25 protein-coding genes are annotated in these 25,702 nt (G+C 71.5%); 11 read left to right on the top strand and 14 right to left on the bottom strand.

Annotated features, from left to right (window positions below):
* The first annotated feature begins 146 nt into the window (after window positions 1-146).
* Window positions 147-764 carry a flavin reductase family protein gene (locus ACFYZ4_RS13075; RefSeq protein ID WP_390784013.1) on the top strand — a complete coding sequence of 206 codons (618 nt, stop codon included), beginning with the start codon at window positions 147-149 and terminating at the stop codon, window positions 762-764.
* Between the two features lie 86 nt (window positions 765-850).
* On the opposite strand, the gene ACFYZ4_RS13070 is transcribed toward ACFYZ4_RS13075, so the two are convergent.
* Genes ACFYZ4_RS13070 through ACFYZ4_RS13060 form a run of 3 tightly spaced genes read right to left on the bottom strand, consistent with a single transcriptional unit; the run spans window position 851 to window position 4,124 of the window.
* The gene (locus ACFYZ4_RS13070) at window positions 851-1,918 is read right to left on the bottom strand and encodes a Zn-dependent alcohol dehydrogenase (protein WP_351301126.1); all 1,068 of its coding nucleotides are present in this window, start codon (window positions 1,916-1,918) and stop codon (window positions 851-853) included.
* A complete protein-coding gene (locus tag ACFYZ4_RS13065) occupies window positions 1,915-3,198 on the bottom strand; it encodes an acyl-CoA dehydrogenase family protein (protein WP_390783923.1) in 1,284 nt (427 codons plus the stop codon). The genes ACFYZ4_RS13070 and ACFYZ4_RS13065 overlap by 4 nt, the downstream gene beginning before the upstream one ends.
* Window positions 3,199-3,212: 14 nt before the next feature.
* Window positions 3,213-4,124 carry an SDR family oxidoreductase gene (locus tag ACFYZ4_RS13060; RefSeq protein WP_351594520.1) on the bottom strand — a complete coding sequence of 304 codons (912 nt, stop codon included), beginning with the start codon at window positions 4,122-4,124 and terminating at the stop codon, window positions 3,213-3,215.
* Between the two features lie 135 nt (window positions 4,125-4,259).
* Here ACFYZ4_RS13060 and ACFYZ4_RS13055 point away from each other — a divergent pair, with 135 nt between their 5' ends.
* The 3 genes from ACFYZ4_RS13055 (at window position 4,260) to ACFYZ4_RS13045 (ending at window position 6,771) form a co-directional block, all read left to right on the top strand.
* Entirely contained in the window at window positions 4,260-5,186 is a 927-nt protein-coding gene (locus ACFYZ4_RS13055) for a cyclase family protein (RefSeq protein WP_351301118.1), read from the top strand.
* A gap of 45 nt (window positions 5,187-5,231) precedes the next feature.
* Window positions 5,232-5,987: a hypothetical protein gene (locus ACFYZ4_RS13050; protein ID WP_390783922.1), complete on the top strand. Its 756-nt coding sequence runs from the start codon at window positions 5,232-5,234 to the stop codon at window positions 5,985-5,987.
* 166 nt (window positions 5,988-6,153) lie between these two features.
* Window positions 6,154-6,771 (top strand): TOPRIM nucleotidyl transferase/hydrolase domain-containing protein, encoded by a 618-nt coding sequence (locus tag ACFYZ4_RS13045; protein WP_351303021.1) that lies wholly within the window; start codon window positions 6,154-6,156, stop codon window positions 6,769-6,771.
* Between the two features lie 12 nt (window positions 6,772-6,783).
* Here ACFYZ4_RS13045 and ACFYZ4_RS13040 read toward each other — a convergent pair whose 3' ends face one another.
* The 5 genes from ACFYZ4_RS13040 to ACFYZ4_RS13020 form a co-directional block, all read right to left on the bottom strand.
* Window positions 6,784-8,424, bottom strand: coding sequence for an alpha/beta hydrolase (locus ACFYZ4_RS13040; protein ID WP_390783921.1), 1,641 nt, complete (start codon window positions 8,422-8,424; stop codon window positions 6,784-6,786).
* Between the two features lie 287 nt (window positions 8,425-8,711).
* Complete coding sequence (locus tag ACFYZ4_RS13035; protein ID WP_351303015.1) at window positions 8,712-9,176, bottom strand: ATP-binding protein; 465 nt, start codon at window positions 9,174-9,176, stop codon at window positions 8,712-8,714.
* A gap of 336 nt (window positions 9,177-9,512) precedes the next feature.
* Window positions 9,513-10,430 carry an acyl-CoA dehydrogenase family protein gene (locus tag ACFYZ4_RS13030; protein ID WP_351303013.1) on the bottom strand — a complete coding sequence of 306 codons (918 nt, stop codon included), beginning with the start codon at window positions 10,428-10,430 and terminating at the stop codon, window positions 9,513-9,515.
* Between the two features lie 5 nt (window positions 10,431-10,435).
* On the bottom strand, window positions 10,436-11,590 hold the full coding sequence (locus tag ACFYZ4_RS13025; protein WP_351303010.1) for an acyl-CoA dehydrogenase family protein: 1,155 nt from the start codon (window positions 11,588-11,590) through the stop codon (window positions 10,436-10,438).
* Window positions 11,590-12,786 (bottom strand): amidohydrolase family protein, encoded by a 1,197-nt coding sequence (locus ACFYZ4_RS13020; RefSeq protein ID WP_351594538.1) that lies wholly within the window; start codon window positions 12,784-12,786, stop codon window positions 11,590-11,592. The genes ACFYZ4_RS13025 and ACFYZ4_RS13020 overlap by 1 nt, the downstream gene beginning before the upstream one ends.
* Before the next feature lie 136 nt (window positions 12,787-12,922).
* Here ACFYZ4_RS13020 and ACFYZ4_RS13015 point away from each other — a divergent pair, with 136 nt between their 5' ends.
* Window positions 12,923-14,476, top strand: a complete 1,554-nt coding sequence (locus ACFYZ4_RS13015) for an AMP-binding protein (protein ID WP_390783920.1) — start codon at window positions 12,923-12,925, stop codon at window positions 14,474-14,476.
* Window positions 14,477-14,643: 167 nt separating this feature from the next.
* On the opposite strand, the gene ACFYZ4_RS13010 is transcribed toward ACFYZ4_RS13015, so the two are convergent.
* Window positions 14,644-15,192, bottom strand: coding sequence for a GNAT family N-acetyltransferase (locus ACFYZ4_RS13010; RefSeq protein ID WP_390783919.1), 549 nt, complete (start codon window positions 15,190-15,192; stop codon window positions 14,644-14,646).
* A 4-nt stretch (window positions 15,193-15,196) separates the two neighbouring features.
* Window positions 15,197-16,183, bottom strand: coding sequence for a hypothetical protein (locus ACFYZ4_RS13005; protein ID WP_390783918.1), 987 nt, complete (start codon window positions 16,181-16,183; stop codon window positions 15,197-15,199).
* A gap of 430 nt (window positions 16,184-16,613) precedes the next feature.
* Here ACFYZ4_RS13005 and ACFYZ4_RS13000 point away from each other — a divergent pair, with 430 nt between their 5' ends.
* From ACFYZ4_RS13000 to ACFYZ4_RS12985, 4 genes are all read left to right on the top strand, one after another.
* Window positions 16,614-16,826 carry a hypothetical protein gene (locus tag ACFYZ4_RS13000; RefSeq protein WP_390783917.1) on the top strand — a complete coding sequence of 71 codons (213 nt, stop codon included), beginning with the start codon at window positions 16,614-16,616 and terminating at the stop codon, window positions 16,824-16,826.
* Between the two features lie 21 nt (window positions 16,827-16,847).
* Window positions 16,848-17,159 carry a putative ATP-grasp-modified RiPP gene (gene tgmA / locus ACFYZ4_RS12995; RefSeq protein ID WP_390783916.1) on the top strand — a complete coding sequence of 104 codons (312 nt, stop codon included), beginning with the start codon at window positions 16,848-16,850 and terminating at the stop codon, window positions 17,157-17,159.
* Window positions 17,156-18,106, top strand: a complete 951-nt coding sequence (gene tgmB / locus ACFYZ4_RS12990; RefSeq protein ID WP_390783915.1) for an ATP-grasp ribosomal peptide maturase — start codon at window positions 17,156-17,158, stop codon at window positions 18,104-18,106. Before tgmA ends, tgmB begins: the two co-directional genes overlap by 4 nt.
* Before the next feature lie 510 nt (window positions 18,107-18,616).
* Window positions 18,617-19,234, top strand: a complete 618-nt coding sequence (locus ACFYZ4_RS12985) for a hypothetical protein (RefSeq protein WP_390783914.1) — start codon at window positions 18,617-18,619, stop codon at window positions 19,232-19,234.
* Between the two features lie 529 nt (window positions 19,235-19,763).
* On the opposite strand, the gene ACFYZ4_RS12980 is transcribed toward ACFYZ4_RS12985, so the two are convergent.
* Both ACFYZ4_RS12980 and ACFYZ4_RS12975 read right to left on the bottom strand, forming a co-directional pair.
* On the bottom strand, window positions 19,764-21,041 hold the full coding sequence (locus tag ACFYZ4_RS12980; protein ID WP_390783913.1) for a maleylpyruvate isomerase N-terminal domain-containing protein: 1,278 nt from the start codon (window positions 21,039-21,041) through the stop codon (window positions 19,764-19,766).
* Window positions 21,038-21,601: a sigma-70 family RNA polymerase sigma factor gene (locus tag ACFYZ4_RS12975; protein ID WP_351594563.1), complete on the bottom strand. Its 564-nt coding sequence runs from the start codon at window positions 21,599-21,601 to the stop codon at window positions 21,038-21,040. The genes ACFYZ4_RS12980 and ACFYZ4_RS12975 overlap by 4 nt, the downstream gene beginning before the upstream one ends.
* 302 nt (window positions 21,602-21,903) lie before the next feature.
* Between ACFYZ4_RS12975 and ACFYZ4_RS12970 the strand changes: the two genes are divergently transcribed.
* Complete coding sequence (locus ACFYZ4_RS12970; protein ID WP_351302996.1) at window positions 21,904-22,422, top strand: EF-hand domain-containing protein; 519 nt, start codon at window positions 21,904-21,906, stop codon at window positions 22,420-22,422.
* 445 nt (window positions 22,423-22,867) lie between these two features.
* Here ACFYZ4_RS12970 and purU read toward each other — a convergent pair whose 3' ends face one another.
* Together purU and ACFYZ4_RS12960 are read right to left on the bottom strand one after the other, a co-directional pair.
* Complete coding sequence (purU, locus tag ACFYZ4_RS12965; RefSeq protein ID WP_351297587.1) at window positions 22,868-23,752, bottom strand: formyltetrahydrofolate deformylase; 885 nt, start codon at window positions 23,750-23,752, stop codon at window positions 22,868-22,870.
* A 14-nt stretch (window positions 23,753-23,766) separates the two neighbouring features.
* Window positions 23,767-24,213: a hypothetical protein gene (locus tag ACFYZ4_RS12960; protein ID WP_351297645.1), complete on the bottom strand. Its 447-nt coding sequence runs from the start codon at window positions 24,211-24,213 to the stop codon at window positions 23,767-23,769.
* Window positions 24,214-24,411: 198 nt separating this feature from the next.
* On the opposite strand from ACFYZ4_RS12960, the gene ACFYZ4_RS12955 reads away from it, so the two are divergent.
* Window positions 24,412-25,701 carry an ABC transporter substrate-binding protein gene (locus ACFYZ4_RS12955; protein WP_351297648.1) on the top strand — a complete coding sequence of 430 codons (1,290 nt, stop codon included), beginning with the start codon at window positions 24,412-24,414 and terminating at the stop codon, window positions 25,699-25,701.
* The last annotated feature ends 1 nt before the right edge of the window (window position 25,702 follow it).

Raw genomic sequence — 25,702 nt, 5'->3', positions numbered from 1 at the left:
CGGCACGGAACCAACACGATCGCTACGGTGGTGGCGCAAAGGGGGTGCCAGCTCCGATCCACCGAGGCCATTCCACAATCCGCGCTCACCCCTTCCTATCTGACGCACCGTCAGCTTCAATCGTCGGTGTGATGGGACATGCAGGGATGGCGGCCACCGTCGTCCGATACCTCAGGTCAGTCGGCTCCCCCACCTCCGCCGCGGCGGAGCGGGAACCCGAGTCCGTCGACGCCCTGCCGCGCCCGGATCTGCGCGCCGTCGGCGAGGACGAGCGCGCGCCGGTCAGCCCCGCCGAGTTCCGGGCCGTGCTCGGGAACTTCGCCAGCGGGGTCACCGTCATCACCGCGCCGTCCGGCGAGGACGAGGCGGGCCCGGCCGGCTTCGCCTGCCAGTCCTTCGCCTCGTTGTCCCTCGACCCGCCCCTGGTCACCTTCATGGTGGCCCGTACGTCGACCACCTGGCCGCGGATCGCCCGCGCCGGGGTGTTCTGCGTCAACATCCTCGGGGCCGAGCAGGGCGAGCTGTGCCGGTCCTTCGCGGTCAGCGGCGCGGACAAGTTCGCCGGGGTGAGCCACTCCCCCGCCCCCGTCACCGGATCGCCGCAGCTCGACGCCGTGCCCGCCTGGATCGACTGCCGGATCCAGGCCGTCCACACCGGCGGGGACCACCTCATCGTCGTGGGCCGGGTCGTCGCCATGGGCGCGGCCGGCGAGGGCGACCCGCTCCTCTTCCACAAGGGCCGCTTCGGCCGCCTGGCCGACTGACCCGGCGATCGGAAGCGAAGGCGCGAGGACGCGAACACGCGAAAGGGTGGCTCCGGGGCCGGGTCCCGGAGCCACCCTTCGCGCTGTCAGAAGGTGAGCACCCCGCGCGCCACCCGCCCGTGGTGGGCGTCGTCGACGGCCTTGGCGAAGTCCTCCACCGGGTAGACCTCCGTCACCAGCTCGTCCAGCAGCAGCCGGCCCTGCCGGTAGAGCTCGGCGTACAGCGCGATGTCGCGCTGCGGGCGCGAGGACCCGTACCGGCAGCCCATGATCGTCTTGTCCAGGTACATGGAGGAGACGAGGAAGGACGCCTCCTCCGTGAATCCGGGCACGCCGAGCAGGATCGCCTGACCGTGCCGGTCCAGGAGGTCCACGGCCTGCCGGATCAGCTTGACGTTGCCCACGCACTCGAAGGCGTGGTCGGCGCCGGTCGGCAGGATCTCGCGCACCGCCGCCGAGGAGTCGGCCACGGCGGACGCGTCGATGAAGTGCGTGGCCCCGAACTGCCGGGCCACCGCCTCCTTCGCCGGGTTCGCGTCCACCGCGACGATCGTCGTGGCCCCCGCTATCCGGGCCCCCTGGAGCACGTTCAGCCCGATGCCGCCGGTGCCGATGACGACCACCGACTCGCCGCGGTCGACGCGGGCCCGGTTCAGCACCGCGCCCACCCCGGTGAGGACCCCGCAGCCGATGAGCGCCGCCGAGGTCAGCGGGATGTCGGCGGGGATCTTCACGGCCTGGACGGCCTTGACGATCGTGCGCTCCGCGAAGGCGGAGTTGGAGGCGAACTGGAACAGCGGCTTCCCGCCCCGCGAGAACGGCTGCCCGGGCATCCCGATCGCCTTGCGGCACATCGTCGGCCGGCCGCGGTCGCAGTCCGCGCACGCCCCGCAGTTGGCGAGGGTGGACAGCGACACGTGATCGCCCGGCGCCACGTGGGTGACGCCCGCGCCCACGGCCTCCACGATGCCCGCGCCCTCGTGCCCGAGCACCACCGGCGGCGGGAACGGGATCGTCCCGTCGATGACCGACAGGTCGCTGTGGCACAGCCCGGCCGCGCCGATCGCGACCAGCACCTCCCCCGGCCCCGGGTCCCGGATCTCCAGGTCGTCGACCACCTGGGCCTGCTTGCCGTCGAATACGACGCCTCTCACCTGGACTCCTTAGGCAGGCCGAGCACGCGCTCGGCGATGATGTTCCGCTGGATCTCGTCCGAGCCGCCGTAGATGGTGTCGGCGCGGGTGAACAGGAAGAGGCGCTGTTCCTCGTCGAGTCCGAGTTCGTACGGGAGCCCGGGCGCCCAGGTCGCCGGCCCGGCGGTGGCCGCCGCACCGCGGACCTCCACCGCCAGCTCCCCGAGCCGCCGGTGCCAGCCGCCCCACAGCAGCTTGGCCACGCTGGGCGCGCCCGCGTCGTCGGTGGCGCCGAGCGTGCGGAGGGCGTTCCACCGCATGGTGCGCAGCTCGGCCCACTGCCGCACGAGCCGGTCCCGCAGGACGGGATCCCCCGCGCCCGGACCCGCCGCGCCCGGAGCCGCCGTTCCGGGATCCCCCGCACCCGGAGCCCCCGCACCCGGACCCGCCGCACCCCGAGCCGTCCGCGCCGCGTACGCCGCCAGCACCCGCTCCAGTTCGGCCGCGAAGCCGATCTGCTGCACCAGCGTCGAGACCCCGCGCTCCAGGGCGAGCAGGCCCATGGCCACGGTCCAGCCGTCGCCCTCCCCGCCGACGACCTCCGCCGCCACCGCCCCGTCGAAGAACACCTCGTTGAACTCCGAGGTCCCCGACATCTGCCGGATCGGCCGGACCTCGACGCGCCCCGGCTGGTCCATCCGTACGAGGAGGAAGGACAGCCCCCGGTGGCGCCGCGATCCGGGCTCGGTGCGGGCCAGGACGAAGCACCAGTCGGCGTCCCGGGCCAGGGAGGTCCAGATCTTCTGCCCGGTGACCCGGTACAGCCCGTCGGCCGGGTCCCGTACCGCGGCCGTACGGATCCCCGCGAGGTCGGAGCCGGCCCCCGGCTCGCTGTAGCCCTGGCACCACAGCTCCTCGCCCCGCGCGATCCCTGGCAGGAAGCGGTCCCGCTGCTCCCGGCTGCCGTACGCGATCAGCGTGGGCGCGAGGAGGTTCTCCCCGATGTGGCCGACCCGGCCGGGCGCGCGCAGCGCCGCGTACTCCTCGGCCCACACCACCTGGCCGGTCAGCGAGAGCCGCCGCTGCCCGTACGCCCCGGCCGGGGCCTCCCAGCCCTGCCCGATCCAGCCGCCGCGGCCCAGCTCGCGCTCCCAGGCGCGCCGGGCCTCGACCCCCTCGTGTTCGCTGCCCGGCCCGCCGAGGCCGACGACCTGCGCGTACGGGCCCACGAGGTGCTCCGTCAGCCACGCCCGGGCGTGCCCGCGCAGCTCCTCGGCCTCGGCCCCGAAGCTGAAGTCCATCCTGCTCAGGCCCCCTACGCGTTGGGGCGGTCCTTGGCGGCCGCCGCCTTGGCCATGGCCTCCAGCTGCGCCAGCATCGGCATCGGGTCGGTGCCCACCGTCCCGGGCAGGAAGTCGGCGATCTTCTCCGGGGTCCAGGAGCCCTCGGCGTACCCGGCGCGCAGTTCGCGCGGCTGCGCCCAGACGGCGATCTTCGGGCCGGCGATCGTGTAGACCTGCCCGGTGATGTCCTCGGCCTTGGCGCGGTCGCTGAGCAGGTAGGTGACCAGCGCGGCCACGTCCTCCGGCTCGCCGATCTCCTTGAGCTCCATGGGCACGTTCGCCGACATGCGGGTACGGGCGACGGGTGCGACGGCGTTGGCCGTCACCCCGTACTTGGCGAGGCCCAGGGCCGCGGACCGGACGAGGGAGATGATCCCGCCCTTGGCCGCGCTGTAGTTGGCCTGGGCGACCGAGCCCTGGTGGTTGCCGCTGGTGAAGCCGATCAGGGTGCCCGAGCCCTGCCTGCGCATGACGGCGGAGGCGGCGCGGAAGACGGTGAAGGTGCCCTTGAGGTGGGTGGCGACCACCGGGTCCCACTCCTCTTCGGACATGTTGAACAGCATCCGTTCGCGCAGGATGCCGGCCACGCACACGACGCCGTCGATGCGGCCGAACTCGGTGAGCGCGGTGTCGACGATGCGCTGGCCGCCCGCCATGGTGGAGATGTCGTCGGCGACGGCGACGGCCTCTCCGCCGGCGGCCTGGATCTCCTTCACCACGCCGTCGGCGACCTCGCTGGTCGGTTCGCCGCCCCCGATCCCCACTCCGTAGTCGTTGACGACGACCCTGGCGCCCTCGGCGGCCGCGGCGAGTGCCACGGCCCGCCCGATGCCCCGGCCGGCGCCGGTGACGGCGACGACCTTGCCTGCCAAGAAGTTCCCCACGTCCGGCCCCTTCCCGCGATTTCTGACGGACCGTTAGATTCTATGGGTAGTCAGATGCACCTGCACAAGCCCTCGTTGCCTTCGTTGCCTTCGTTGCCTTCGTTGCCGTATCCACGCAAGGAGCTGTCGACGCCCATGACCCTGCCCGCCGCCTTCCACGACATCGCCAAGCGCGTCAACAACTGGGGACGATGGGGCGCCGACGACGAGATCGGCACCCTGAACCTGATCACGGACGAGGTCGTCCGGGCCGCCGCGGCGGAGATCCGCAGCGGCCGCCGCATCCCCCTCGCCCTCCCGCTCAAGGAGGACGGGGTGCAGGTCGGCATGATCCCGGGCCGGATCAACCCGCTGCACACGATGGTGCAGATCAACCAGGAGATCTTCGGCCCGGGCACGGTGGCGTGCAGCGACGACGCCGTGAGCATGGGCCTCCAGGCGGGCACCCACTGGGACGCCCTCACCCACGTCTCGCACTCGGGGAAGATCTACAACGGCCGTCCGGCCGGCACCATCACCGCGCACGGCCGCGCCGAGTACAGCGGCATCGACAAGGCCGGCCCCATCGTCTCGCGCGGGGTCCTCCTGGACGTGGCCCGCGCGAAGGGCCTGGACCGGCTGGAGGGGGGCCACGCGGTGACCCCGGAAGACCTGGCGGAGGCGGAGGAGTTCGGCGGGGTCACGGTCCGCCCGGGCGACATCGTCCTGGTCCGCACCGGCCAGATCCAGGTCTACCTGGCGGGCGACAAACACGGCTACGGTTTCCCCTCGCCCGGCCTCTCCGTCCGCACCCCGGAGTGGTTCCACGCCCGGGACGTGGCGGCCGTCGCGAACGACACCCTCACCTTCGAGATCTTCCCGCCGGAGATCGACGACCTGTGGCTGCCGGTGCACGCCCTCGACCTGGTCGAGATGGGCATGCACCAGGGCCAGAACTGGAACCTCGAAAAGTTGTCCACAGCCTGTGCAGAAGAAAACCGGTACTCGTTCCTCCTCTCCGCGATGCCGGAACCCTTCGTCGGCGGTACGGGCACCCCGGTGGCCCCGGTGGCCGTCCTCTGACCCCGGCCGCGCGCGGGCCGAGCCCAGTGGAACCATGATGTGGACATGACGCGTCCCCTGTACGCGCGCGTCACACCCGTCCCCACCACCTTCCCTGCAGGAGAAGCCCGCATGGCCAACCCGTACCAGGTAACGCCGCCGCCCGCCCCGAGGCGCCGCTCGGGCGGCAACGTCGTCGCCGTCATCGTCCTCGCCGTGATCGTCATCGGCGGCTACTTCGCCTTGCAGTCGCTCAAGAAGGACGACGGCAAGCCGTCGGCGTCCACCTCGGCCTCCCCGTCCGCCAAGCCCACGGCCAAGGACCCCGGTTCCCCCGAGTCCTCCTCCGACACCTCCAGCGCGTGGAAGGTCGGCGACTGCGGCGGCCCCGACCCGGCCAAGGCCCCCGACGGGTACAAGCGGACGGGCTGCTCCGACTCCGGGGCCACCTTCAAGGCCATCGACATCAAGGAGGCCAGCATCCTCCCGGGCGCGATCCAGTGCCCGCCCGGCACGGACCTGATGATCGACGTGAGCATCTCCTACGGCAGCTCCAAGTCGAGCGGCATCCCCACCAACACCGTCTGCGGCCGCAACCTGTCGAACGACCACCCCGGCGACGCGGGCGCCGGCGGCGGCCAGCTGGTGAAGGGCGACTGCGTGACCAACCAGGCCAAGGAGGTCGCCTGCGGCGGCTCGGGCGCCCAGAAGGTCCTCGGCCTCGTCAAGACGAAGTCCGAGTGCCCCTCCGGCACCACCGACCCCATCGAACTCACCATGGCCATCGGCCGCCCGTACGACGTCATCTGCACCGACGGCTAGGTCGTCTCTTTCGGATCTTGCCGGCCCCGAAGGGCCGGCCGCCCGCCGTCCCGGCACGATGCCCGGGATGGCGGGCGGACCGCGGACGGGACGGCGGGCGGGCGGGAACGGCCGTGGCCGCCGAAAAGGGCGTGCCACGGCATCCGCGAAGGCACAGACTCACCCCATGGCAGACATGCGGGAGTTCCGGGAAGCGGTCGACGACTGGGCGGCCGGCGGTCCCGACGGGCCCGCGCGTGATCTGGCCGCCCGGCTGGGCGTGCGGACGGCGGTGCTGCTGGAAGGGCCCAGCGACCTCGCGGCCGTCGAGGCGCTCGCCGCACGCCGCGGCCGCGACCTCGCCGCCGAGGGCGTGTGCGTCACGCCGATGGGCGGGGCGATGAGCGTGGGCCGCTACACCGGCCTCCTCGGGCCGCCCGGCCTCGGCCTGCGCCTGACAGGACTGAGCGACGAACGCGAGCAGCCCTTCTACGACCGCGCCCTGGCGCGGGCCGGGGCGCCGGGCAGCGGCTTCTTCGTGTGCGTCGCGGACCTGGAGGACGAACTCATCCGCGCGCTGGGCACGGCGCGGATCGAGGAGGTCCTCCGGTCCGAGGGCGACCTGCGCTCCTGGCAGACCTTCGTGCGCCAGCCCGCCCAGCACGGCCGCCCCCGGCAGCGGCAGTTGCGGCGCTTCCTCGGCACGAAGAAGGGCCGCAAGATCCGCTACGGCCGCCTCCTCGTCGAGGCCCTCGCCCCCGAAGAGGTACCGGCCCCGCTCGACGACCTCCTCGCGGTGCTGTGACCCACGCCGGCCTCAGCCGGTCTCCTTGGCGCAGGTCCGGTCCTTCGCCGGCAGTTTGCCCGTGGCCAGGTACCTGTTGACCTGGTCGTCCACGCAGGTGTTGCCGTAACTCCCGTAGAGGGCATGCCGGTTCGCGCCCTCCAGAGTGATCAGCCTGGAGCTCGGCAGCTGCCGGCGCAGCTCGACGCTGCCCTTGTACGTGGTGCGCGGATCGCCGGTGGCGGCCACGATCAGCGCGGCGGCATCGTGCCGTACCCGGGTGGGCTCCTCGCGCGGCCGGTCCCAGAAGGCGCACGGGTTGATGTTGCGGGTCAGCGGGCCGAACAGGGGATGCGCGGCGCGGCTGCGCTCGATGTCCCGCCAGTACTGCTCGGGATCGCGCCCGGCGGCCACGTCCCCGCAGATGATCGCGGACTGCACTCCTGTGGGCTCGCCCTCCCCGCGCAGCGCGTACCGGAGCTCCGCGGCGAACCCCGCGGGGAGCGTGGTGGGCGCCCCGCCGGCCGCCTTGACCAGTACGGACAGCAGCTCGCCGAAGGACGCCCGCGCGGGCTCGGTGTCGTCCGCGATGCCCGAGAACAGCAGGAGCGGCACCTGACTGTCGTCGATCCGGAAGGCGTCGGTGCCCGAACCGATGGTCAGCGGGCCGCGCGCGGACGCCGCGACGACGCGGTCGACGGAGGCGAGCACCTCGGCGCGGGTGCGGCCGAGGCCGTAGGTGGCGTGGCGCTCCGCCGCCCAGCCCGCCCAGTCGGACAGCGCCTTCTCGTTCGCGCGCTCCGTGCCCTCCAGCAGTCGGGGGCGGTAGTCGCGCGGGTCGATCGCCCCGTCGAGCACCATCCGGTCGTGGCGGCCGGGGAACATCTGGGTGTAGACGGTGCCCAGGTAGGTGCCGTAGGAGTAGCCCAGGTAGGAGATCTTCCGCTCGCCGAGCGCGCCGCGGATGACGTCCATGTCGCGGGCGGTGTTGCGGGTGCTGATGTGCGGGAGCACGGAGGCGTCGGTGGCCCGGCACTTGTCGGCCAGGCTCTTCTGCAGGGCGACCTGCCGGTCGAAGCCCGCCCGGTCGGCGCCGGCCGACAGCCAGGTCATGCCGAGGGGCCAGCCGCAGTCCAGCGGGGTGCTGCGCCCGACGAAGCGCGGGTCGAAGCCGACGATGTCGTAGCGGGCCCCGACGTCCTTCATCGCCGCGCGGGCCGTCGGCGGGTAGCCCCGGGCGGGGCCGCCGGGGCCGCCCGTGTTCAGCAGGATCGCGCCGATGCGGTGACGGGTGTCGGTGGCCTTGAGCCGGGATATCGCCACGGTGATCGTGCGGCCCCGGGGGGCGGCGTAGTCCAGCGGCACGGTCACGTCCGCGCACTGCACACCTGCCTTGTCCAGATCAGGGCCCGTGGTGTCGTCGGGGCCCGTGACGCAGCTGCCCCAGTCCGGCCGCTGCCGGTAGTACGGGTCGAGCCCAGCCTCGGAACGGTTCGCGGCGGACGCCGACGGGGGCGCGGCCCCGGCGGACGCGGCCTCGGCGGCGACGGCCAGGGTGGGGGTGGTGGCGAGGCAGGCGGCGAGGACGAGACCCGCGGACAACGCGCGGCGAGCGGCGGGGCCGAGGGTTCGGTCGGCGGTGGGCGGCGCATCGGCCGCTTCGTGTGATCGCATGCCCCGAGGCTAGGAACCGGCCCCGGCACGGCACATCGGCCACGGGCACGAGGTCGCAGGTCCCGCCCTCCCCCGGCGCCCGGGACCCGCGGACCGGTCCGGCCCCCTCCCCCAGGAGGAGGCCCGGCAGGTTCTGCGGGTGGCGGCGGCGCGCATGCACGCCCCGAGCGCGGCACGGCAGCCGCCACCCCGCGACCCGCACTCGTCAAGGCGTGTCCTTGGCGTCCCCTCGCGTCGAATCGCTCCACACCAGGGTGATCAAGATGTGACGGATCGTCAACACCTCGTTAGAGGTACAGGCGCGGTTCCCGCGTCGGGGGGTGAACTTCCGACGGGCCGTCCGAGGCGCAGTCCGACGCCGCCTTCTCCGCACGGTCGATCTCGCACCAGATGCGCTTGCCCGCACCCTCGTGCTGCCAGCCCCAGCGGTCCGCCAGGCCGTCCACCAGCTCCAGGCCGCGGCCGCCGGTGTCGTCGCCGGCCGCCTGCCGGCGGGCCGGCGCCCGGTCGCTCGCGTCGGCCACCTCGACCCGCACCCCGGGTCCCCCGAACAGCATCCGCAGCACCGCCGGACAGCCCGTGTGCACGACCGCGTTGGTGACCAGCTCGGAGATCAGCAGGATCAGCGTCTCGGCGAGCGGCTCGTCATCCCCTATGCCCGACCCCGCCAGCCGGGACCGGGCCCATCGGCGGGCCCGGCCGACCTCGGCCGGGTCCGCTCCTACCTCCAGCTGAACCTGAAGCACCTGCACCGCTCACACCATCCGAACCGGCGGACACTTCGCCTCGCGACAGGATGGGATCACCCACTGTGATCCCCTTGCGGAGCAGCATGGTTGACATACAGTCACCACAACAAGCGCTTCGGGCATATTCCCGCGCGAAGGAGTGGGCGTGGTGCATACTGTGCGACGCTCGCGCCGCTCAACCGCTCGCATCTGTGGGAGCGTACCGGAGCAGCCCCCCGACTCCGGTCCGTAACGGCGGGGGCGAAGGACACAAACCGATATCAACTCTCTGTAATCGGACATGCGTCCCGCGTCGTCCATCCCGTGCCCCGCGACGTGCCCCGCGACGGCCGTGAACGGCTACACCGCCGAGTCCAGCAGCTCCGCCGCGAGCAGTTCCTCCGCCTCCCCCGCCGTGCGCCACTGCTCGGCCCGCACCCACGCCCGCTTCAGGTGCAGGTGCACGTCCGCCTCCCACGTGAAGCCCATCCCGCCGTGCACCTGAAGGCAGTCCCGCGCGCCCTGTACCGCCGCCCGGTCCGCCAGCAGCTTGGCCGCCGCCACCTCCCCCGGATCGCCCGTCACCGCCGCCGCGTAGACCGCCGTACGAGCCACCTCCGCGCGCACCAGCATCTGCGCGCACAGGTGCTTGACCGCCTGGAACGCCCCGATCGGCTGCCCGAACTGCTCGCGCTCGCCCGCGTACCGGACCGCCAGCTCCACCGTCCGCAGCGCACTGCCGACCTGCAGCGCCGCCGTCAGCAACGCCCCCGCGGAGCGGTACTGCGACACGTCCGCCGCACCGGGCGGCGACGCCACCCGGTGCAGCGGCGTCAGCGGGTCCACCGAGCGCACCGGCGACCCGGCCGGCACCCCGGAAGCCCCCAGCACCGCGTCCGCCTCGCCCAGGTGCGCGACGAGGCCGCCGCCCGGGCCGCCCCCCAGGTCGAAGGCGGTCACCACCGCCGTCCCCGCCGCCGCCCCCGGGACCACCCCGGCGGCCAGGTGCGTGGCCACCAGCGGCCCCGGCAGCAGCGCCCGCCCGGCCTCCTCGAAGACGAGCACCGCCTCCGGGAGGCCGAGGCCGACGCCGCCGGCGGACTCGGGCAGCCGCAGCGCGAAGAAGCCCGCCTCGCCCAGCTCCCGCCACAGCCCGCGGTCCACGGCGACGCCCGTGTCCACCGAGGCGCGCAGCGCCTCGCGCCCGTACCGGCCCGCCAGCAGCTCCCGTACGCCCGCCCGCAGGTCCCGCTGTTCCTCGGTCGGCTGGAAGTGCATGCCCCTCACCGGCCCTTCGGGAGGCCGAGGATCCGCTCGGCGACGATGTTCTGCTGGATCTGCGAGGTGCCCGCCGCGATCGTGTACGAGAGCGAGGAGAGCCGGTCCAGGGTCCATTCCTCCTCCAGGGAGAGGGAGGCGGCGCCCAGCACCTCCGCCGCCACCTCGTACAGCTCCTGCCGCGCGTGCGAGTAGGCGAGCTTGAAGACCGAGCCGCCGATGCCGGGGACCCCGCCGGAGCCCTCCGACTCGCTGACGTTCCACTGGGTCAGCCGCCACAGCGCGCCGAACTCCCCGTACAGCCGCCCCAGCCTGCGCCGCAGCACCGGATCGTCCCAGCGGCCGTTCGCCTTCGCCGTGCGGGCCAGCTCGCCCAGGGTGCGGCGGCAGGCGACGACCTCGCCGACGAAGGCGGTGCCCCGCTCGAAGGAGAGGGTGACCATGGTGACCCGCCAGCCGTCGTTCTCGGCCCCGACCCGGTTCGCGGCCGGGATCCGCACCTCGTCGAGGAACATCTCCGCGAACTCGGTCGACCCGGCGAGCGTGCGCAGCGGCCGTACGGTGACCCCCGGCGCGTCCATCGGCATGGCCAGCCACGAGATCCCCCGGTGCTTGGGGGCCTGCGGGTCCGTCCGCACCAGCAGCTCGCACCAGTCGGCGACCTCCGCGTGCGAGGTCCAGATCTTCGACCCGGTGACCACGTAGTCGTCGCCGTCACGGACCGCCCGCGTGCGCAGGGAGGCGAGGTCCGAGCCCGCGTCCGGCTCGCTGAACCCCTGGCACCACACCTCGTCCCCGCGCAGCACGGGCGGCAGCCAGCGTGCCCGCTGCCCGGCGCTGCCCTCGGCGGCGATCGTCGGGCCGGCGTGCAGCAGTCCGACGAAGTTCGCGCCGACGTACGGGGCCCCGGCGCGCTCCGTCTCCTCCAGGAAGATCAGGTGCTGGGTCGGGGTGGCCCCGCGCCCGCCCGCGTCCACCGGCCAGTGCAGGCCCGCGTACCCGGCCTCGTACAGCCTGCGCTGCCAGCCGAGGTCGTACGCCCGCCGGCCGGGCCAGTCGTCCGGGGACGGCTTGGCGGGCAGCTCGGGCAGCACCTTGCCGAGCCATGCGCGCAGCCGCGCCCGGAAGTCCTGTTCCTCTTCCGTGTAGGTCAGATCCATCAGCGGTCCAGTTCCAGGCCGAGCATGCGGATGGCGTTGCCGCGCATCAGCTTGTAGATCGTCTCGTCGTCCAGTCCCTTCACGTGGTCGAGGGCGACCTCCTTGGTGTGCGGGAAGGTCGAGTCCACGTGCGGGTAGTCGGTCTCGAAGGTGGCGTTGTCGCGTCCGACGACGTCGATCGAGGCGATCCCGTGCTTGTCGCGGAAGAAGCAGCAGAAGATCTGCCGGTAGTAGTAGGTGGACGGCGGCTCGGGGATCAGGTCGCGGACCCCGCCCCAGGCCCGGTGCTCCTCCCAGACGTCGTCGGCGCGCTCCAGGGCGTACGGGATCCACCCCATCTGGCCCTCGCTGTAGGCGAGCTTGAGCGTCGGGAACTTCACGAGGACGCCGCTGAAGAGGAAGTCCATCATCGAGGCCATGGCGTTGTTGAAGCTGAGCGAGGCCTGGACGGCGGGCGGCGCGTCGGGGGAGGCGGCGGGCATCTGGGAGCTGGACCCGATGTGCATGTTGACCACCGTGCCGGTCTCCTGGCAGACGGCGAAGAAGGGGTCCCAGTAGCCGGAGTGGATCGAGGGCAGGCCCAGGTGGGTGGGGATCTCGGAGAAGGTCACGGCGCGCACCCCGCGGGCGGCGTTGCGCCGGATCTCGGCAACGGCCAGGTCGATGTCCCAGAGCGGGATGATGCACAGCGGGATCAGCCGACCGCCGCTGTCGCCGCACCACTCGTCGACCATCCAGTCGTTGTAGGCGCGCACGCAGGCCAGGGCCACCTCCTTGTCGTGGGCCTCGGCGAAGGTCTGCCCGCAGAAGCGCGGGAAGGTGGGGAAGCACAGCGAGGCCTCGACGTGGTTGAGGTCCATGTCGGCGAGGCGCGCCTTCGGGTCCCAGCAGCCGCGGCGCATCTCTTCGCGGGTGATCCCTTCCAGGGTCATGTCGTCGCGGTCGAAGCCGACGGCGGCGATGTTGCGCTTGTACGGGAACTTCAGGTCCTCGTAGATCCACCAGTCGGTCGGCGGGCCGTCGGGGTCCATGGTGATCACGTACTTGCCGCCCGTGTACGCCAGCTCGCCGATGCCGGCGGTGAGCGCCTTGGGTCCGCGGTCGCGGTACTTGGCGGGCAGCCAGACGTCGAAGAGGTGTGCGGGTTCGATCACGTGGTCGTCGACGCTGATGATCCGAGGCAGTTCCAGTCCCATGGCCGTCTCCCCAATCCCATGCCAATCTGATGGATCGTCAGAAACAAGCTAGCCCCGCCACCCCTGGACCGACAAGCGCCGGAGCCCTACGCTCTGCGCTTGATCTGACTATCCGTCAGCTATGGGGAGGTCTGGGATGACGGACACCGCGACCGCGACAGAACTGAGCCGCTCCCGCACCCTGTGGGAACTGATCACCCGCCGGGCCGCACTGACCCCGGACGCCACCGTCCTGATCGAGGCGGCCGAGGACCCGGCACACGACCGCCGGCTGACCTTCGGGGAACTGCGCGACCGCGCCGAACGCGTCGCCGCCGGCCTCCACGCCATGGGCGTCCGCCCCGGCACGGTCGTCGCCTGGCAGCTCCCCACCCGCATCGAGACCGTCCTGCTCTCCGTCGCCCTCGCCCGGATCGGCGCCGTCCAGAGCCCGGTCATCCCCTTCTACCGCGACCGAGAGGTCGGCTTCGCGCTCCGCGAGTCCAAGGCCGAGTTCTTCGCCGTCCCCGGGGTCTGGCGCGGCTTCGACCACCCCGCGATGGCCCGCCGGCTCGGCGCGCGCGGCGTCTTCGAGGCCTACGAGGACCTCCCGGACGGCGACCCCTCCGCGCTCCCCGCGCCGCCCGCCTCCGGCACGGACGTCCGGTGGATCTACTGGACCTCCGGCACCACCTCCGACCCCAAGGGCGTCCTGCACACCGACCGCTCCCTCATCGCGGGCGGCTCCTGCCTCGCGCACGCCCTGCACCTGACCCCGTACGACGTCGGCTCGATGGCCTTCCCGTACGCGCACATAGGCGGCCCGGACTACCTGGTGATGCTGCTCCTGTACGGCTTCCCCGCAGTCCTCTTCGAGAAGTTCGCGATGCCCGACGCGCTGGACGGCTACCGCCGCCACGGGGTCACGGTGGCCGGCGGATCGACCGCCTTCTACTCCATGTTCCTGACCGAACAGCGCAAGGACCCCTCGTCGAAGCTCGTCCCCACGCTCCGCCTCCTCGCGGGCGGCGGCGCCCCCAAGCCGCCGGAGATCTACCACGCCGTCGTCCGCGAGATGGGCTGCCAGCTGACCCACGGCTACGGCATGACCGAGGTCCCGATGATCACCATGGGCGCCCCGGACGACACCCCCGACCACCTGGCGACCACCGAGGGCCGCCCCCCGGCGGGCATGTCCATCCGCATCACCACCCCCGACGGCACCCCGCTCCCCCCGAACACGGACGGCGAGGTCCGGCTCCGGGGCGAGGCCGTCTGCCAGGGCTACCTGAACCGCGACCAGTCGACGGAGGTCTTCGACGCCGACGGCTACCTGATCACGGGCGACCTCGGCCACCTGACCCACGAGGGCTACCTGGTCCTCACCGGCCGCAGCAAGGACGTCATCATCCGCAAGGGCGAGAACATCTCGGCGAAGGAGATCGAGGACCTGCTCCACCGCCTCCCGGGCGTCGCGGACGTCGCGGTCATCGGCCTCCCGGACCCGGCCCGCGGCGAACGCGTCTGCGCGGTGATCGAACAGCGCCCGGGCACCGCCCCCTTGACCCTGCCCCAACTGACGGCGTACCTCCGCACGGAAGGCCTGGCCACCCACAAGCTCCCGGAACAACTGGAGCTCCTGGACTCCCTCCCCCGCAACGAGGCCCTGCGCAAAATCCTCAAATACAAACTCCGCGACCGCTACGCCTGACCATGCGGGCCGAAGCCTGTACGAGTACCTCCGCCCCCCTCGGCACCTCCATCCGGGGCCGGTGGCTCCCCACCCGCCCCGGGAACGCGGGGTGGCGGGTGGGTGCAGAATCCGAACATTCGGCAGTCAGCCATGGGGTGACAGACCGCCCCACTCCACAAGCTCCCTCAGGTCCGAACGGAACGCCCCATACACACCAGCCATGGCGCCGCCGGTCCCGGCTGCACCGCGCCGATTTCGCGGTACCCCCAGCCCTCGTACAACCTCATGACCTTCCCGTCCCCGGCGGCAGGGTTCACCATCAGCGTGGCATAGGGCTCGGCGCGTCCATCGAGGAGTGCATCATGCATCCGACGGGCGAGCCCAACACCTCGGTAGGCGGGAGTGACTCCGATCTCCTTCACCGCGACGGTGTCTCGGGCAGTGAAGCGGGGAGTGACAGGAACAGTCATCCGCTTCCACCAACGGTCCCCGGGACCGATCGTGTTCGCATAGGCGTACCCGATCGCCGAGCCCTCCATCGTGTACGCCATGGCGACTGCCCACCCCGGTTCGGCCGCATGCCGGTCCAGCCTCTCGAGGAACACGCCCACCCGGTAGTTTGGCTGGTCAAGAAGATCAACGCGCACCTCTGCGTACACCTTTGCGATCACCGCTCGCAGTTCTGGCGTCAACGTGATGTGCCGACGTATGCGGGACTCCGGTTCAGTCATCATGCGCTCACACCTTCACTCGAACCATGTGGGACTGCCATGTATCCGTGTGGCTGCTCCCGGGGGCGATCTGGTTCAAACGATCCCCGAAGATCGCCAGCATCGCCGAAACCCTGGGGTGACCGGCGGCCGCATCGGCTGGAACACCCATCGCGGTGTCCACAGCCGTCTCCACCTCCCTCTGTTCGAGCTGCGCCCGCGCGAGGCGCGCCGTGGTGATCGCCTTCGACCGGACCATGTGCAGCCGCAGCCCGGCCAGGCACCGGTGCCCGTGCGCCTCCGCTGTCGCCCAGTCTCCTAGCAAGGAGTACGCAGACAGGGCCAGGGAGTCGATTTCGGCTGCATCGTAGAACGCAGTCAGCCACACGGGGCGGACCTCGCCCACGTCCGCCCGGTACAGAGCCTCCCGCGCCTGCCCGAACGACCTCCTCGCCGCGGCTCGGTCCCCGGCCGCCGCATGGATCGCCGCGTGTCTTGCCAAACCGAGCGAAGCGAACATCGGATCCCGCCGAGCGAGGGCCAGGCCTCGGGCGACATCGTTGGCGGCTGCTGCCTCCGCCGGCCTTCCCAAATGCCGGTACATCGTCCCCGCGTGCGACCAGATCCGGAACTTGATCGCCGGATCACCCGACATCTCCGCCAACAACTGAGCTTCCCGCATGTGATTGCTCGCATCACCGAACCGACGTCCGTCGATCGCCGCCCACATCGCAGACGAGCGGAAACCCGCCGCTGATGCGTAGAGGCTTGCTCTGACCCGCTGCGATGCCGTCCCGGCCTCCTGGAGCACCAGTGCCTCGTCGGCGAGGGCCGCCGCGCGCATCTCGATCCCACGCTGTCCGCCGTGCCGGTGGTCGGAAGCAACGACGTCGGAGAACCGCTGCTGGATGAGGGCGACATCCGCCATACCCACCCGTCGGGGTGTGGCCGTGGCCGGCGCCCCAGCCCCCACGAAAGCGGCTGTCGAAACGGTGATGAAGGTACGTCGGTCCACGGGTGGCTCCTGGTTCCTGGTGCGAGCACGACGCACAAAACCCAGAGCAAGAGCTGTACGTCCACTGATCAATTCCAGCGCCACACGCTGTGCCGCCTTCGGACAGCGCACGCGCCCCGACCGCCACGCCCGAATGCTGGAATCATCCAGGCCACCCGGCTTCCCCGTCAGCTCACCGACCGCGCGGTTGACTCGCTCGGCAAGCTCTCGGGAGCTGTACCCCTGCTCCTTCATCCATGCCATTAATGCGTGGTTCGGCACTGCATCCATGCAGGCCCACGGTAGCCCCGACACCCTGCATCCGTCAGGTAAACGAGACGTCAAATGGCCCTAGTGAACTGCTCGTTGTACCCGCCGGATCGCCCTACTCAGGTTTGCGCCCCACGGGTTCACTGAAGCCGGCACATCCTCGACAGGAGGTCAGGACCCAGTGGGAAACGATCACGCGAGTAGGCGCCGGGCATGGGTCGGCGATCTCGTCGAGGACGAGAACGGTCGCGAGGCGATCGTCACCGACGTCACGGCCGGCGCTGTGTGGACCCTCCGCACCCCTGACGCCCTCCTCGCAGACCAGTGGATCACCACCGACCCCGACAGCCTGCTCGTCCTCAAGACACGTGCACAACGCATCGCCTCCCGTTGATACAGACGAAGGAGAAACCACATGTTTCGTCACTCCGACCGCATGCCCTCCGGCGACAGCCTGCCCATGGGGCACGTGACGCCCGTCCCATGGGGCGTTCAGCGGATGGCCCCGTATCCCGCCATGGCACCCGGCTACCGGCGCGTCGAGATCGACGCGCACACCCAGACCGCCCGCTACTACGGGGCCGATGGCCAGCCGATGATGATGCCCGGGCACGGCACCAGTACCGGCACCAACCCGGGAACCAACACCGGAAATCCGTCCGACGGCAGCAGCGGCGGCGGCTCCGGCAGCGGAGACCAGGACACCGGGAACGACAGCGACCAGTGAGCCACTCCGGCCCGGTTCTGGTCGTCACCATGAAGGACGACCCCACGGCCGACCTGGTGATCCGCGAGCTGCACGACCGGGGCGTCCCTGTCGTGCGGCTCGACTCCGGGGACTTCCCCGCCACCCTGTCGTTCGCGGCGTACATCACTCCTGACGGCATCGAGGGGTCCTTGACCACCCCGACCCGAACTGCGGACCTGACTCGGGTCCGCTCCCTCTACTACCGGCGGCCATCCGGATTCGCCTTCCCACACCTGCCCGAGGCAGACGCCCGGTTCGCGCTCACCCAGGCCCGGTACGGACTCGGGGGTGTCATCGCCTCCTTGTCGGGCTGCCTGTACGTCAACCACCCCCACCGCATCGGCGACGCCGAGTTCAAGCCCTCCGGTCTCGCCGCCGCCGCAAAAGCCGGGTTCCATGTGCCGGCCACTCTCATCACGTCCGATCCCAGGGCCGCCCGCGACTTCGTCAGCGAACACGGACCGGTGATCTACAAGCCGCTGTCGACGCCGCTCTACCGCGTCGAGGGCGTGTCCTGCACCGTCGAGGTGAAGGAGGTGACGGCAGGCGAGATCGACGAACGGGTGTCCGGGACGGCCCACCTGTTCCAACACCTCGTGCACAAATCGGCCGACGTGCGGGTGACCGTGATCGGTGACCAGGTCTTCGCGGTCCGCATCGACTCCGACCTGTTGGACTGGCGGACCGACTACGACCGGCTGGTCTACAGCGTCGTACAACCCCCGCCCCAAGTCACCACAAGCCTGCTTCGATACCTGTCGCTGTTCGGGCTGGTCTTCGGCGCTTTCGACTTCGCCATCGACCAGACCGGGACATGGTGGTTCCTCGAATGCAACCCGTCCGGACAGTGGGCGTGGCTGGAGCCCGAGACCGGTTTGCCCATGGTCGCGACCATGGCCGATCTCCTGGAGAGGAACGGCACGTGAACGACGACGCCGAGGAACTGCGATTGCAGCTTGCCGAACAGCTCGCCAGTGCCGGCCACGTGCGTACGGCCCCTTGGCACCGGGCGGTCGAAGCCGTTCCGCGTCACGAGTTCCTGAGCGGCGGGTACTTCGAACGCATCGACCTACCCGGCCGCCCTACCGCGTGGGCGCCCGTGATGCCTGGGAGTCCGTCGTGGCTGAAGTCCTGCTATGCGGACAACTCTCTCGTCACGCAGATCGCAGGCACGATCGTGCCCGGTGACCTGCGTGGTGGGGAAATCACGCGCTTGCCGACGTCATCCAGCACTCGGCCGTCCTTGGTGGTGCGGATGCTCGAAGACCTCCGTGTTCAGGACACGCACCGTCTTCTCATCGTCGGCATCGGCACCGGCTATTCCAGCGGCCTCGCCTCTCACCGTCTTGGCAGCGATCACGTCACGGCTGTGGAAATCGACCCCGACGTCGCCTCCCGCGCGCGGAGCCCTCGGCCGATGCGGCTACGCGCCCACCGTGGTCGTCGGCGACGGTCTCGCCGGCTGGAAGGACGGCAGCCCGTACGACCGGATCGTCGCGTACTGCGGAACGGTCACCATTCCCTACGAGTGGGTGGAGCAGACGCTGCCGGGCGGAGTCATCCTCGCCACCGTGGGCGGTTGGATGTACTCCTCCGAACTCGCTCGCCTCACCGTCACCGGAGACGGCACCGCCGCAGGCCGGTTGCTCGACGGCCGGAACTCGTTCATGCTCGCCCGCCCACAGACACCACCACCCATCGGGCTCCTCCCCGACCTCGACCAAGCCGACGATCAGCCCACGGAGCTCGCTGCCCATGTACTTGAAGACTGGGACACCCGGTTCGTCGCGCAGCTTGCCGCTCCTCGTGCTCAGCGCATGACGTTGGACCGAGACGGCAGCACAGAACACGTTCTCCTCGACGTCGAGGCGGGAGCATGGGCTGTGCTGCGGCAAGACGACAGCCGGTGGCTTGTACGCCAGGGTGGGCCGTACAACGTGTGGGACCGGATCGCAGACCACGTCACCCGCTGGTATCGCGACGGCTCGCCCAGTCTCGACCGGTTCGACATCACGGTCACACCTGAAGGTCAAACGATCACCTGGCCACGCTGATCGCCCACTCTGCCCCCGCCCGCCGGTGACCAGCTCCGGGCTGATCGCAGACGCGTGGGGGAGAAGCGCGTAGCGATCTGAGGCGGCCTGTGTCCAGCCACAGGGGCCGGCAGACGCCGTCAGGCAGGAGCGCGTAGCGATTGGGGGCGCACCGGGCTTCGCCCGCGCATCACCGATGTGCCCGTCCCTGAAAAGGAACGCCCGGCCCGTTCCTCTGGGGGTTTCCGGCAGTCTTTCGGATTTCCGGGGCGGGACGGTCAGTCAAGGGTGGCCGAAGGCCATCGCGCAGCGACGCGACGAAGGAGCGCCCTTGACGGGCCGGCACGAACCGGAGAGACGATGGGACTGTCGGAAACCCCCAGAACGTCACTGACCACCGCCCACTGGATCCCGCCCCCTCACCACCACCCCGCGCAGGGGGTGGGTGGGCAGCCGCCGGCCGGGGGCGGGGGTGCCGCGGGGGAAAAGTCCCGGGTGCGCGTGCACCCGTACAGGCCCGGCCCCGCCTGCTCGCGCCTTCCCCGCCCCGCTACAGGCGGCTCAGGGAGGCTGCTGCGAAGAGGACGTCGCGGATGGCCTCGCGGTCGCCGTGCTGGCCCACCGCCGCCTCCTGCGGGGAGATGTGGCCGGCCGCCAGCTGGCAGAACTCGATGCCGTCCAGGGCGATCTCCGCCACCGTGCGCTCCGGCGACGGTTTCGCCCCCGGCGAGTCCAGGGCGATGTCCCAGCCGCCGCCACCCGCGCCCTCGATCTCCAGGTGCAGGGTCCGCCCGGGCGCGCCCGCCGCGACCAGGCCCCGCGCCGGGGCCGCCAGCCCCGCGCGCCGCCGCTGCGCCAGCGCACCCGGCAGGAGCCGCGCCGCCAGGTCGATCATCCCGTGCAGGTGCGGCCCGGACGGCGGCTCGTACGGGTAGTCCACGGCCTCCGCGATGTCCCACGCGTGCACCCAGCACTCGAAGGCCCGCTCCAGGAACGCGTCCCCGAGCGGCAGTGCGAAGTGCCCGTAGTCCACCGACAGCTCGGCGACGCCCCGGCCGGCGAAGGACACCGTACGCACCAGCGTGTGCCCCTGCTCCCGCCACGGGTCGCGGACCTGCCGCGTCGTCGGGTACGCCGACGCGTTCCAGAAGTGCTCCGTCCGCGCGGTCGGACCGCCCGGCGGCGCCTCCGGACCCAGCGGGTCGTCCAGCCCCAGCGCGTTGGCGATCAGCCCGTCCACCGACATCAGGTGACCGATGACGCCCGCCACCGTCGTCCGCTGCGAGCGGCGCCGCTCCTCCTCGAACCACTTCAGCCGCACCGGGGTGTGCCACTCCGAGTCCCCGAAGTCCTGCAGCAGCGCGTCGAGCCGCGCGGTCTCGGTGTCGTACGGGCTCGCCCACACCGGAACCGGGATGCGCGCCGGCCGCTTGCCCAGGCAGTCCTCCAGGACGCGCGAGCGCAGCAGCGGTTTCAGGTCGAGGGTCTCCTCCGGGTGCAGCAGCCCCACCGCGTCGCGCAGCCGCAACGCCTCCTCCGCGCAGGGCGCGCACTCGGTGAGGTGGTCCTCGACCGCCTGCGTCTCCTCGGCGGAGCAGGCCGCCAGCGCCCACGCGCCGAGCAGGGACTTCAGCACGGCGTGCGAGGGCGGTGCCACCGGCTCGGGGAACGGCTCGGGCACGGGTTCCGGCACCGGCCTCGCCGTGCGCGGCGGCTGCGGCGCGGACCCCGGGTCCAGGTCGTCGGCAGCGCCGCGCGGACCCGGTATCCGCGCCCGGCCGCCGGGACGCTCGTATCCGTCGTCGGGCGACTCGGCAGGTCCGTTCATCGGGGCGTTCCGTATCCGGACTGGGCGGTGTCCTCCAGCGGGAGGGCGTTGGCGGTCGACAGCAACTGCAGGCCGAGGCGCAGCCGGCGGCGCGCCTCGTCCTCGCTGATCTGCAGGTCGGCGGCGGCCTGCCGGTAGTCGCGCCGCTTGAAGTACGCGAGTTCGAGCGCGGCACGCAGCGGCGCGGGCATGGAGGTGACGATGTAGTCCGCGCGGGCGGCCGCGTTGGCGCTGCGCACCTTCTGCTCCAGCTCCTCGCGGGAGCCCCGGCCCAGTTCGGCCTGGCGCAGCCGGGCCACCGCCTGGCCCTGGGTGATCCGGGCGACCCAGGAGCGCATGGAGCCCTGCTTGGGGTCGTAGGCGTCCGGGTTCTCCCAGATGTAGCCGAAGACCTCGCGGGTGATCCGGTCCGCCGCCTTCTCGTCGCCCAGCACCCGGTGCGCCAGGCTGTGCACGAGCGAGGCGAAGCGGTCGTACAGCTCTCCGAGCGCGGCGGCCTCGCCGCGGGCCAGGCGTTGCTGCATGCGGCGGTCCCAGCGCGGTGGTACGTCCTTCGGCATAAGTGCCCCCAGCCGTGTGTCGACGCATCGAATGTACGGGGCACATGGCGGATCGCGCCTGTTTTGGGAGAACCTCACCCTGGAAGTGCGCCCTGCGTGATAGGGGCGTGGCAGGGCGTGAACGGTGGTACGGCCGACGGCACATGGGGACAGGTGTACGCGCCCCACCGCGCTCCCCGTGCGCGGGTTCGATGCGGCAGCCTCCTTGACCACTTCGCTTAACGCGCTGGCCACGTAGGCCTTACGCTCCTGCCTTGTCTTGAACTGAACCCCACCGCATAAGTGAAGGCGGAACCCCGAACATGGACAGCGCAGAATACGAGCGCAAGATCGCCGCCCGATTCGCCACCTTCGACCAGGACGGGTCCGGGTATATCGACCGGGAGGACTTCAGCGCGGCCGCGAAGGCCGTCCTGGCCGAATTCGGCACCACCGCCCGGTCGGACCGGGGCCAGGCCGTCTTCGCGGGGGCCGAGGCGTTCTGGCAGGGGATGGCCGGCATCGCGGACGTCGACGGGGACCAGCGGGTGTCCCGCGAGGAGTTCATCACCGGGGCGGCGAAGCGGCTGCGGGACAGCCCGGAGCGGTTCGCGGAGATCGCGCGGCCGTTCCTGAGGGCCGTGATCGCGGTGGCGGACGAGGACGGCGCGGGGGCGACCCCGCAGGCCACCGCCCGCGTCCTGCGCGTCCTGGGCACCTCGCCCGAACTGGCGCCCCAGCTGGCCACCGCGCTCGACGCCGACGGCGACGGCCGCATCTCGGAGGACGAGATCCTGTCGGCGTTCGCGTCGTACTGCGGGGTGGAAGCCCCTGACGCGTAACGCGAACCCGACCTGGCCGCACCCTTCCGGCATGGCCGCGCCATTTCAGCCTCGCCGCGGCCGTGCCCTTCCGGCATGGCCGCGCCATTTCAGCCTCGCCGGCGTTTGAGGCGCGGGGTCTGGGGCGGCGCCCCGATCCTCCGGCATGGCCGCACCAATTCAGCCCCGCCGGCGTTTGAGGCGCGGGGGTCCGGGGGGGGCGCCCCCCCCCCCCCCCCCCCCCCGCGGGGGGGGGGGGGGGGGGGGGGGGGGGGCCGCCCCCCCCGCAACGGCGCCGCACGGGCGCGCCGTGCCTCTCCGGTATCCGGCCCCTGCGGACCGGCCTCCTGGGGCGCCGCCCCAGACCCCGCTCCTCAAACGCCGGAGGGGCTGAAATATGCGGCCATGCCGGATTGGCGGGGCCCCCTCGGGGCGGAATGGCTCGGCCCGGTCGGGAGGGCGGCGGTTACGCGAAGACGACCGTGCGGGAGCCGTTCAGGAGGACGCGGTGCTCGCTGTGCCACTTCACCGCGCGCGCGAGCGCCTGGCACTCCACGTCCCGCCCCACCGCCACCAGCTGGTCCGGCGTCACCTCGTGGCCCACCCGCTCGACCTCCTGCTCGATGATCGGCCCCTCGTCGAGGTCCGCCGTCACGTAGTGCGCGGTCGCGCCGATCAGCTTCACACCGCGCGCGTGCGCCTGGTGGTACGGCTTCGCGCCCTTGAAGCTCGGCAGGAACGAGTGGTGGATGTTGATGATCCGCCCGCTCAGCTCCTTGCACAGGGTGTCCGACAGCACCTGCATGTACCGCGCCAGCACCACCAGCTCGACGTTCTCCGCGCGCACGAGCTCCAGCAGCTGCGCCTCCGCCGCCGCCTTCGTCTCCTTCGTCACCGGGATGTGCACGAACGGGACCTCGTACGAGGCGACCAGCTCGGCGAAGTCGGTGTGGTTGGAGACCACGGCCGCGATCTCGACCGGCAGGGCGCCGATGCTGGAGCGGAAGAGCAGGTCGTTCAGGCAGTGGCCGAACTTCGACACCATGAGGACGATCCGCATGCGCTCCTCGGAGCGGTGGATCTGCCAGTCCATCTTGAACGACTCGCCGATCGCCGCGAAGCTGGCGCGCAGCTTCTCGACGGTCACCGCGGGCTCGGCCTCGAAGTGCACCCGCATGAAGAAGAGTCCGGTCTCCCGGTCTCCGAACTGCTGGCTGTCCACGATGTTGCAGCCGGTCATGAAGAGGTAGCTCGACACGGCGTGCACGATGCCCTGCTTGTCGGGGCAGGACACGGTCAGGACGTACTGGGGCTGGGGCTGGGCCGGGGCCTCGTTGTGCGGGTCGCTCATGACCGCACAGCCTTTCACACTGCGTGGGTGAGGATCCTCAACACTTCCAGCGAGGTCGGCCGGACGTCCGGGTCGTCCCCGTCCGCCTCCGCCAGCCGTACGTGCGCCTCGCGGGCGGCGCGTACCGCCTCCGGCCACGCGTGGTGCTCCAGGTAGGCGGAGACCGGGGCGTCGGGCCCGACCTGGTGGAGGATGCGGAGCACCCGCAGCACCGCGAGGTCGACGAGGGCGGCTTCCTGCGAGTCGCGGAAGATCGTGCCGACGTACTTCTCGGCCGACCAGCTGTCGAGCCAGGTGTCCTCGACGAGCCGGTACACGGCGTCGGTGACGTCCCCGTACCCGTCGGCGCCGGTCAGCCACGTGTCCTCGTGGAAGGCCGGGTCGGAGAGCATGTGAAGCGCCGAGCGCACGTTGCCGCGCCAGCGCCACCACGGCATGTCATTGAGGGGCATGCCGCCCATGGTGGAGGAGCGGCCGCCGCGGCGGGAAGAGTTCTTCGAACCTTGGGCGAATGTCACGCTTTCGATCGTACGTTCCGGTTGAACGCGATCTTCAGGCGCCTGCGACGGAGAGCGCACCCCCGTAATTCACCTGGGCGTCACCGGATGTTGTGTCCATCTCACTCGACAGTTACCTGTGGGGCGGAAGTGTGCATGGACATGGCCATATCGCGACGCGCAGCATCCTTGTCCCGCACCTTCGTGGCAACGGCGATGGGTGCTTGCCTCGTCACCGGCTGCGGGGCGCTCCCGGGAGGCTCGGGGGGCTCCGGGGGGACCATCACGGTCATGACGTTCGCGCCGGAGGACACCAAGGCGACCAACATGCCGGGCATGACCGGCATGGCGAAGGCGTACGAACGCTGGGTGAACTCCAAGGGCGGGATCAACGGGCACAAACTGCGCGTACTGACCTGCAACGAGAAGAACACGCCCACCGGCGCCGCCGACTGCGCCCGCAAGGCCGTCGCCGAGAAGGCCGTCGCCGTCGTCGGCTCGTACAGCCAGCACGGACGCGCCTTCATGGCCCCGCTGGAGGCCGAGGGCATCCCCTTCATCGGCGGCTACGGGGTCTCCTCCGAGGAGTTCCAGTCCCCGCTCTCCTACCCCGTCAACGGCGGCCAGCCCGTCCTGATCGCCGGCGCCGGCCACCAGCTGAGCCGCGCCTGCGCCCAGGTCGCCCTCGTCCGCCCCGACACCCTCGCGGGCGACACCCTGCCGGTCCTGCTCAACGCCGGGCTGCGGGCCAACAAGATGGCCGACGCCGCCGACATCCGGGCCGCCGAGGACTCCGCGGACTTCGGGCCGCAGGCCCGGGAGGCGCTCGCCCACACCACGGGCACCGGCAAGGAGAAGGAAAAGGAGAAGGGCTGCGTCACCGCCGTGCTCGGCGAGCGCACCGAGACCTTCTTCGACGCCTTCCGCCGGACCGAGGCGCAGCGCAGGAAGCCGCAGATCTCCTCCGTCCTGGGCAGCGTCAGCCAGTCCCTGGTGGACCGCACCGGCGGCAAGGAGAGCCCCTTCGAGGGCGCGTACCTCACCAGCTGGTACCCGGTGGGCTCCGATCCGCTCTGGACGCCGATGCGGAACGTGGTCGCCGAGCACGCGTTCGGCGACGACAACGTCGACCCCGACGACAGCGGGGCGCAGACCACCTGGATCGCGTACACCGTGCTGAGCGAGATCGTGAAGCGCTACAAGGAGGACGAGAACATCACCGCCCGCATGGTCAAGCGGTCGCTGAACGAGTCCCAGCCCGTCAAGACCGGCGGCCTCACCCCGGACCTGAGCTGGCGCTACCAGGACATGCGCGCCGTCGCCGGCTTCCCCCGCATCGTCAACGGCCAGGTCACCTTCCAGATCGTCCAGGCCGGACGGCTCGTGGCACAGCCGGGCGAGCCGCCCCTGGACATGACCCCGACCCTGGTGCAGGCGCCCCAGACGGCCTGAC

The organism is Streptomyces sp. NPDC001513 (assembly GCF_042894695.1).
Lineage (GTDB): Bacteria > Actinomycetota > Actinomycetes > Streptomycetales > Streptomycetaceae > Streptomyces.
The sequence above is the reverse complement of the archived record's forward strand: the minus strand, read 5'-3'. Positions and strand labels throughout refer to the sequence as shown.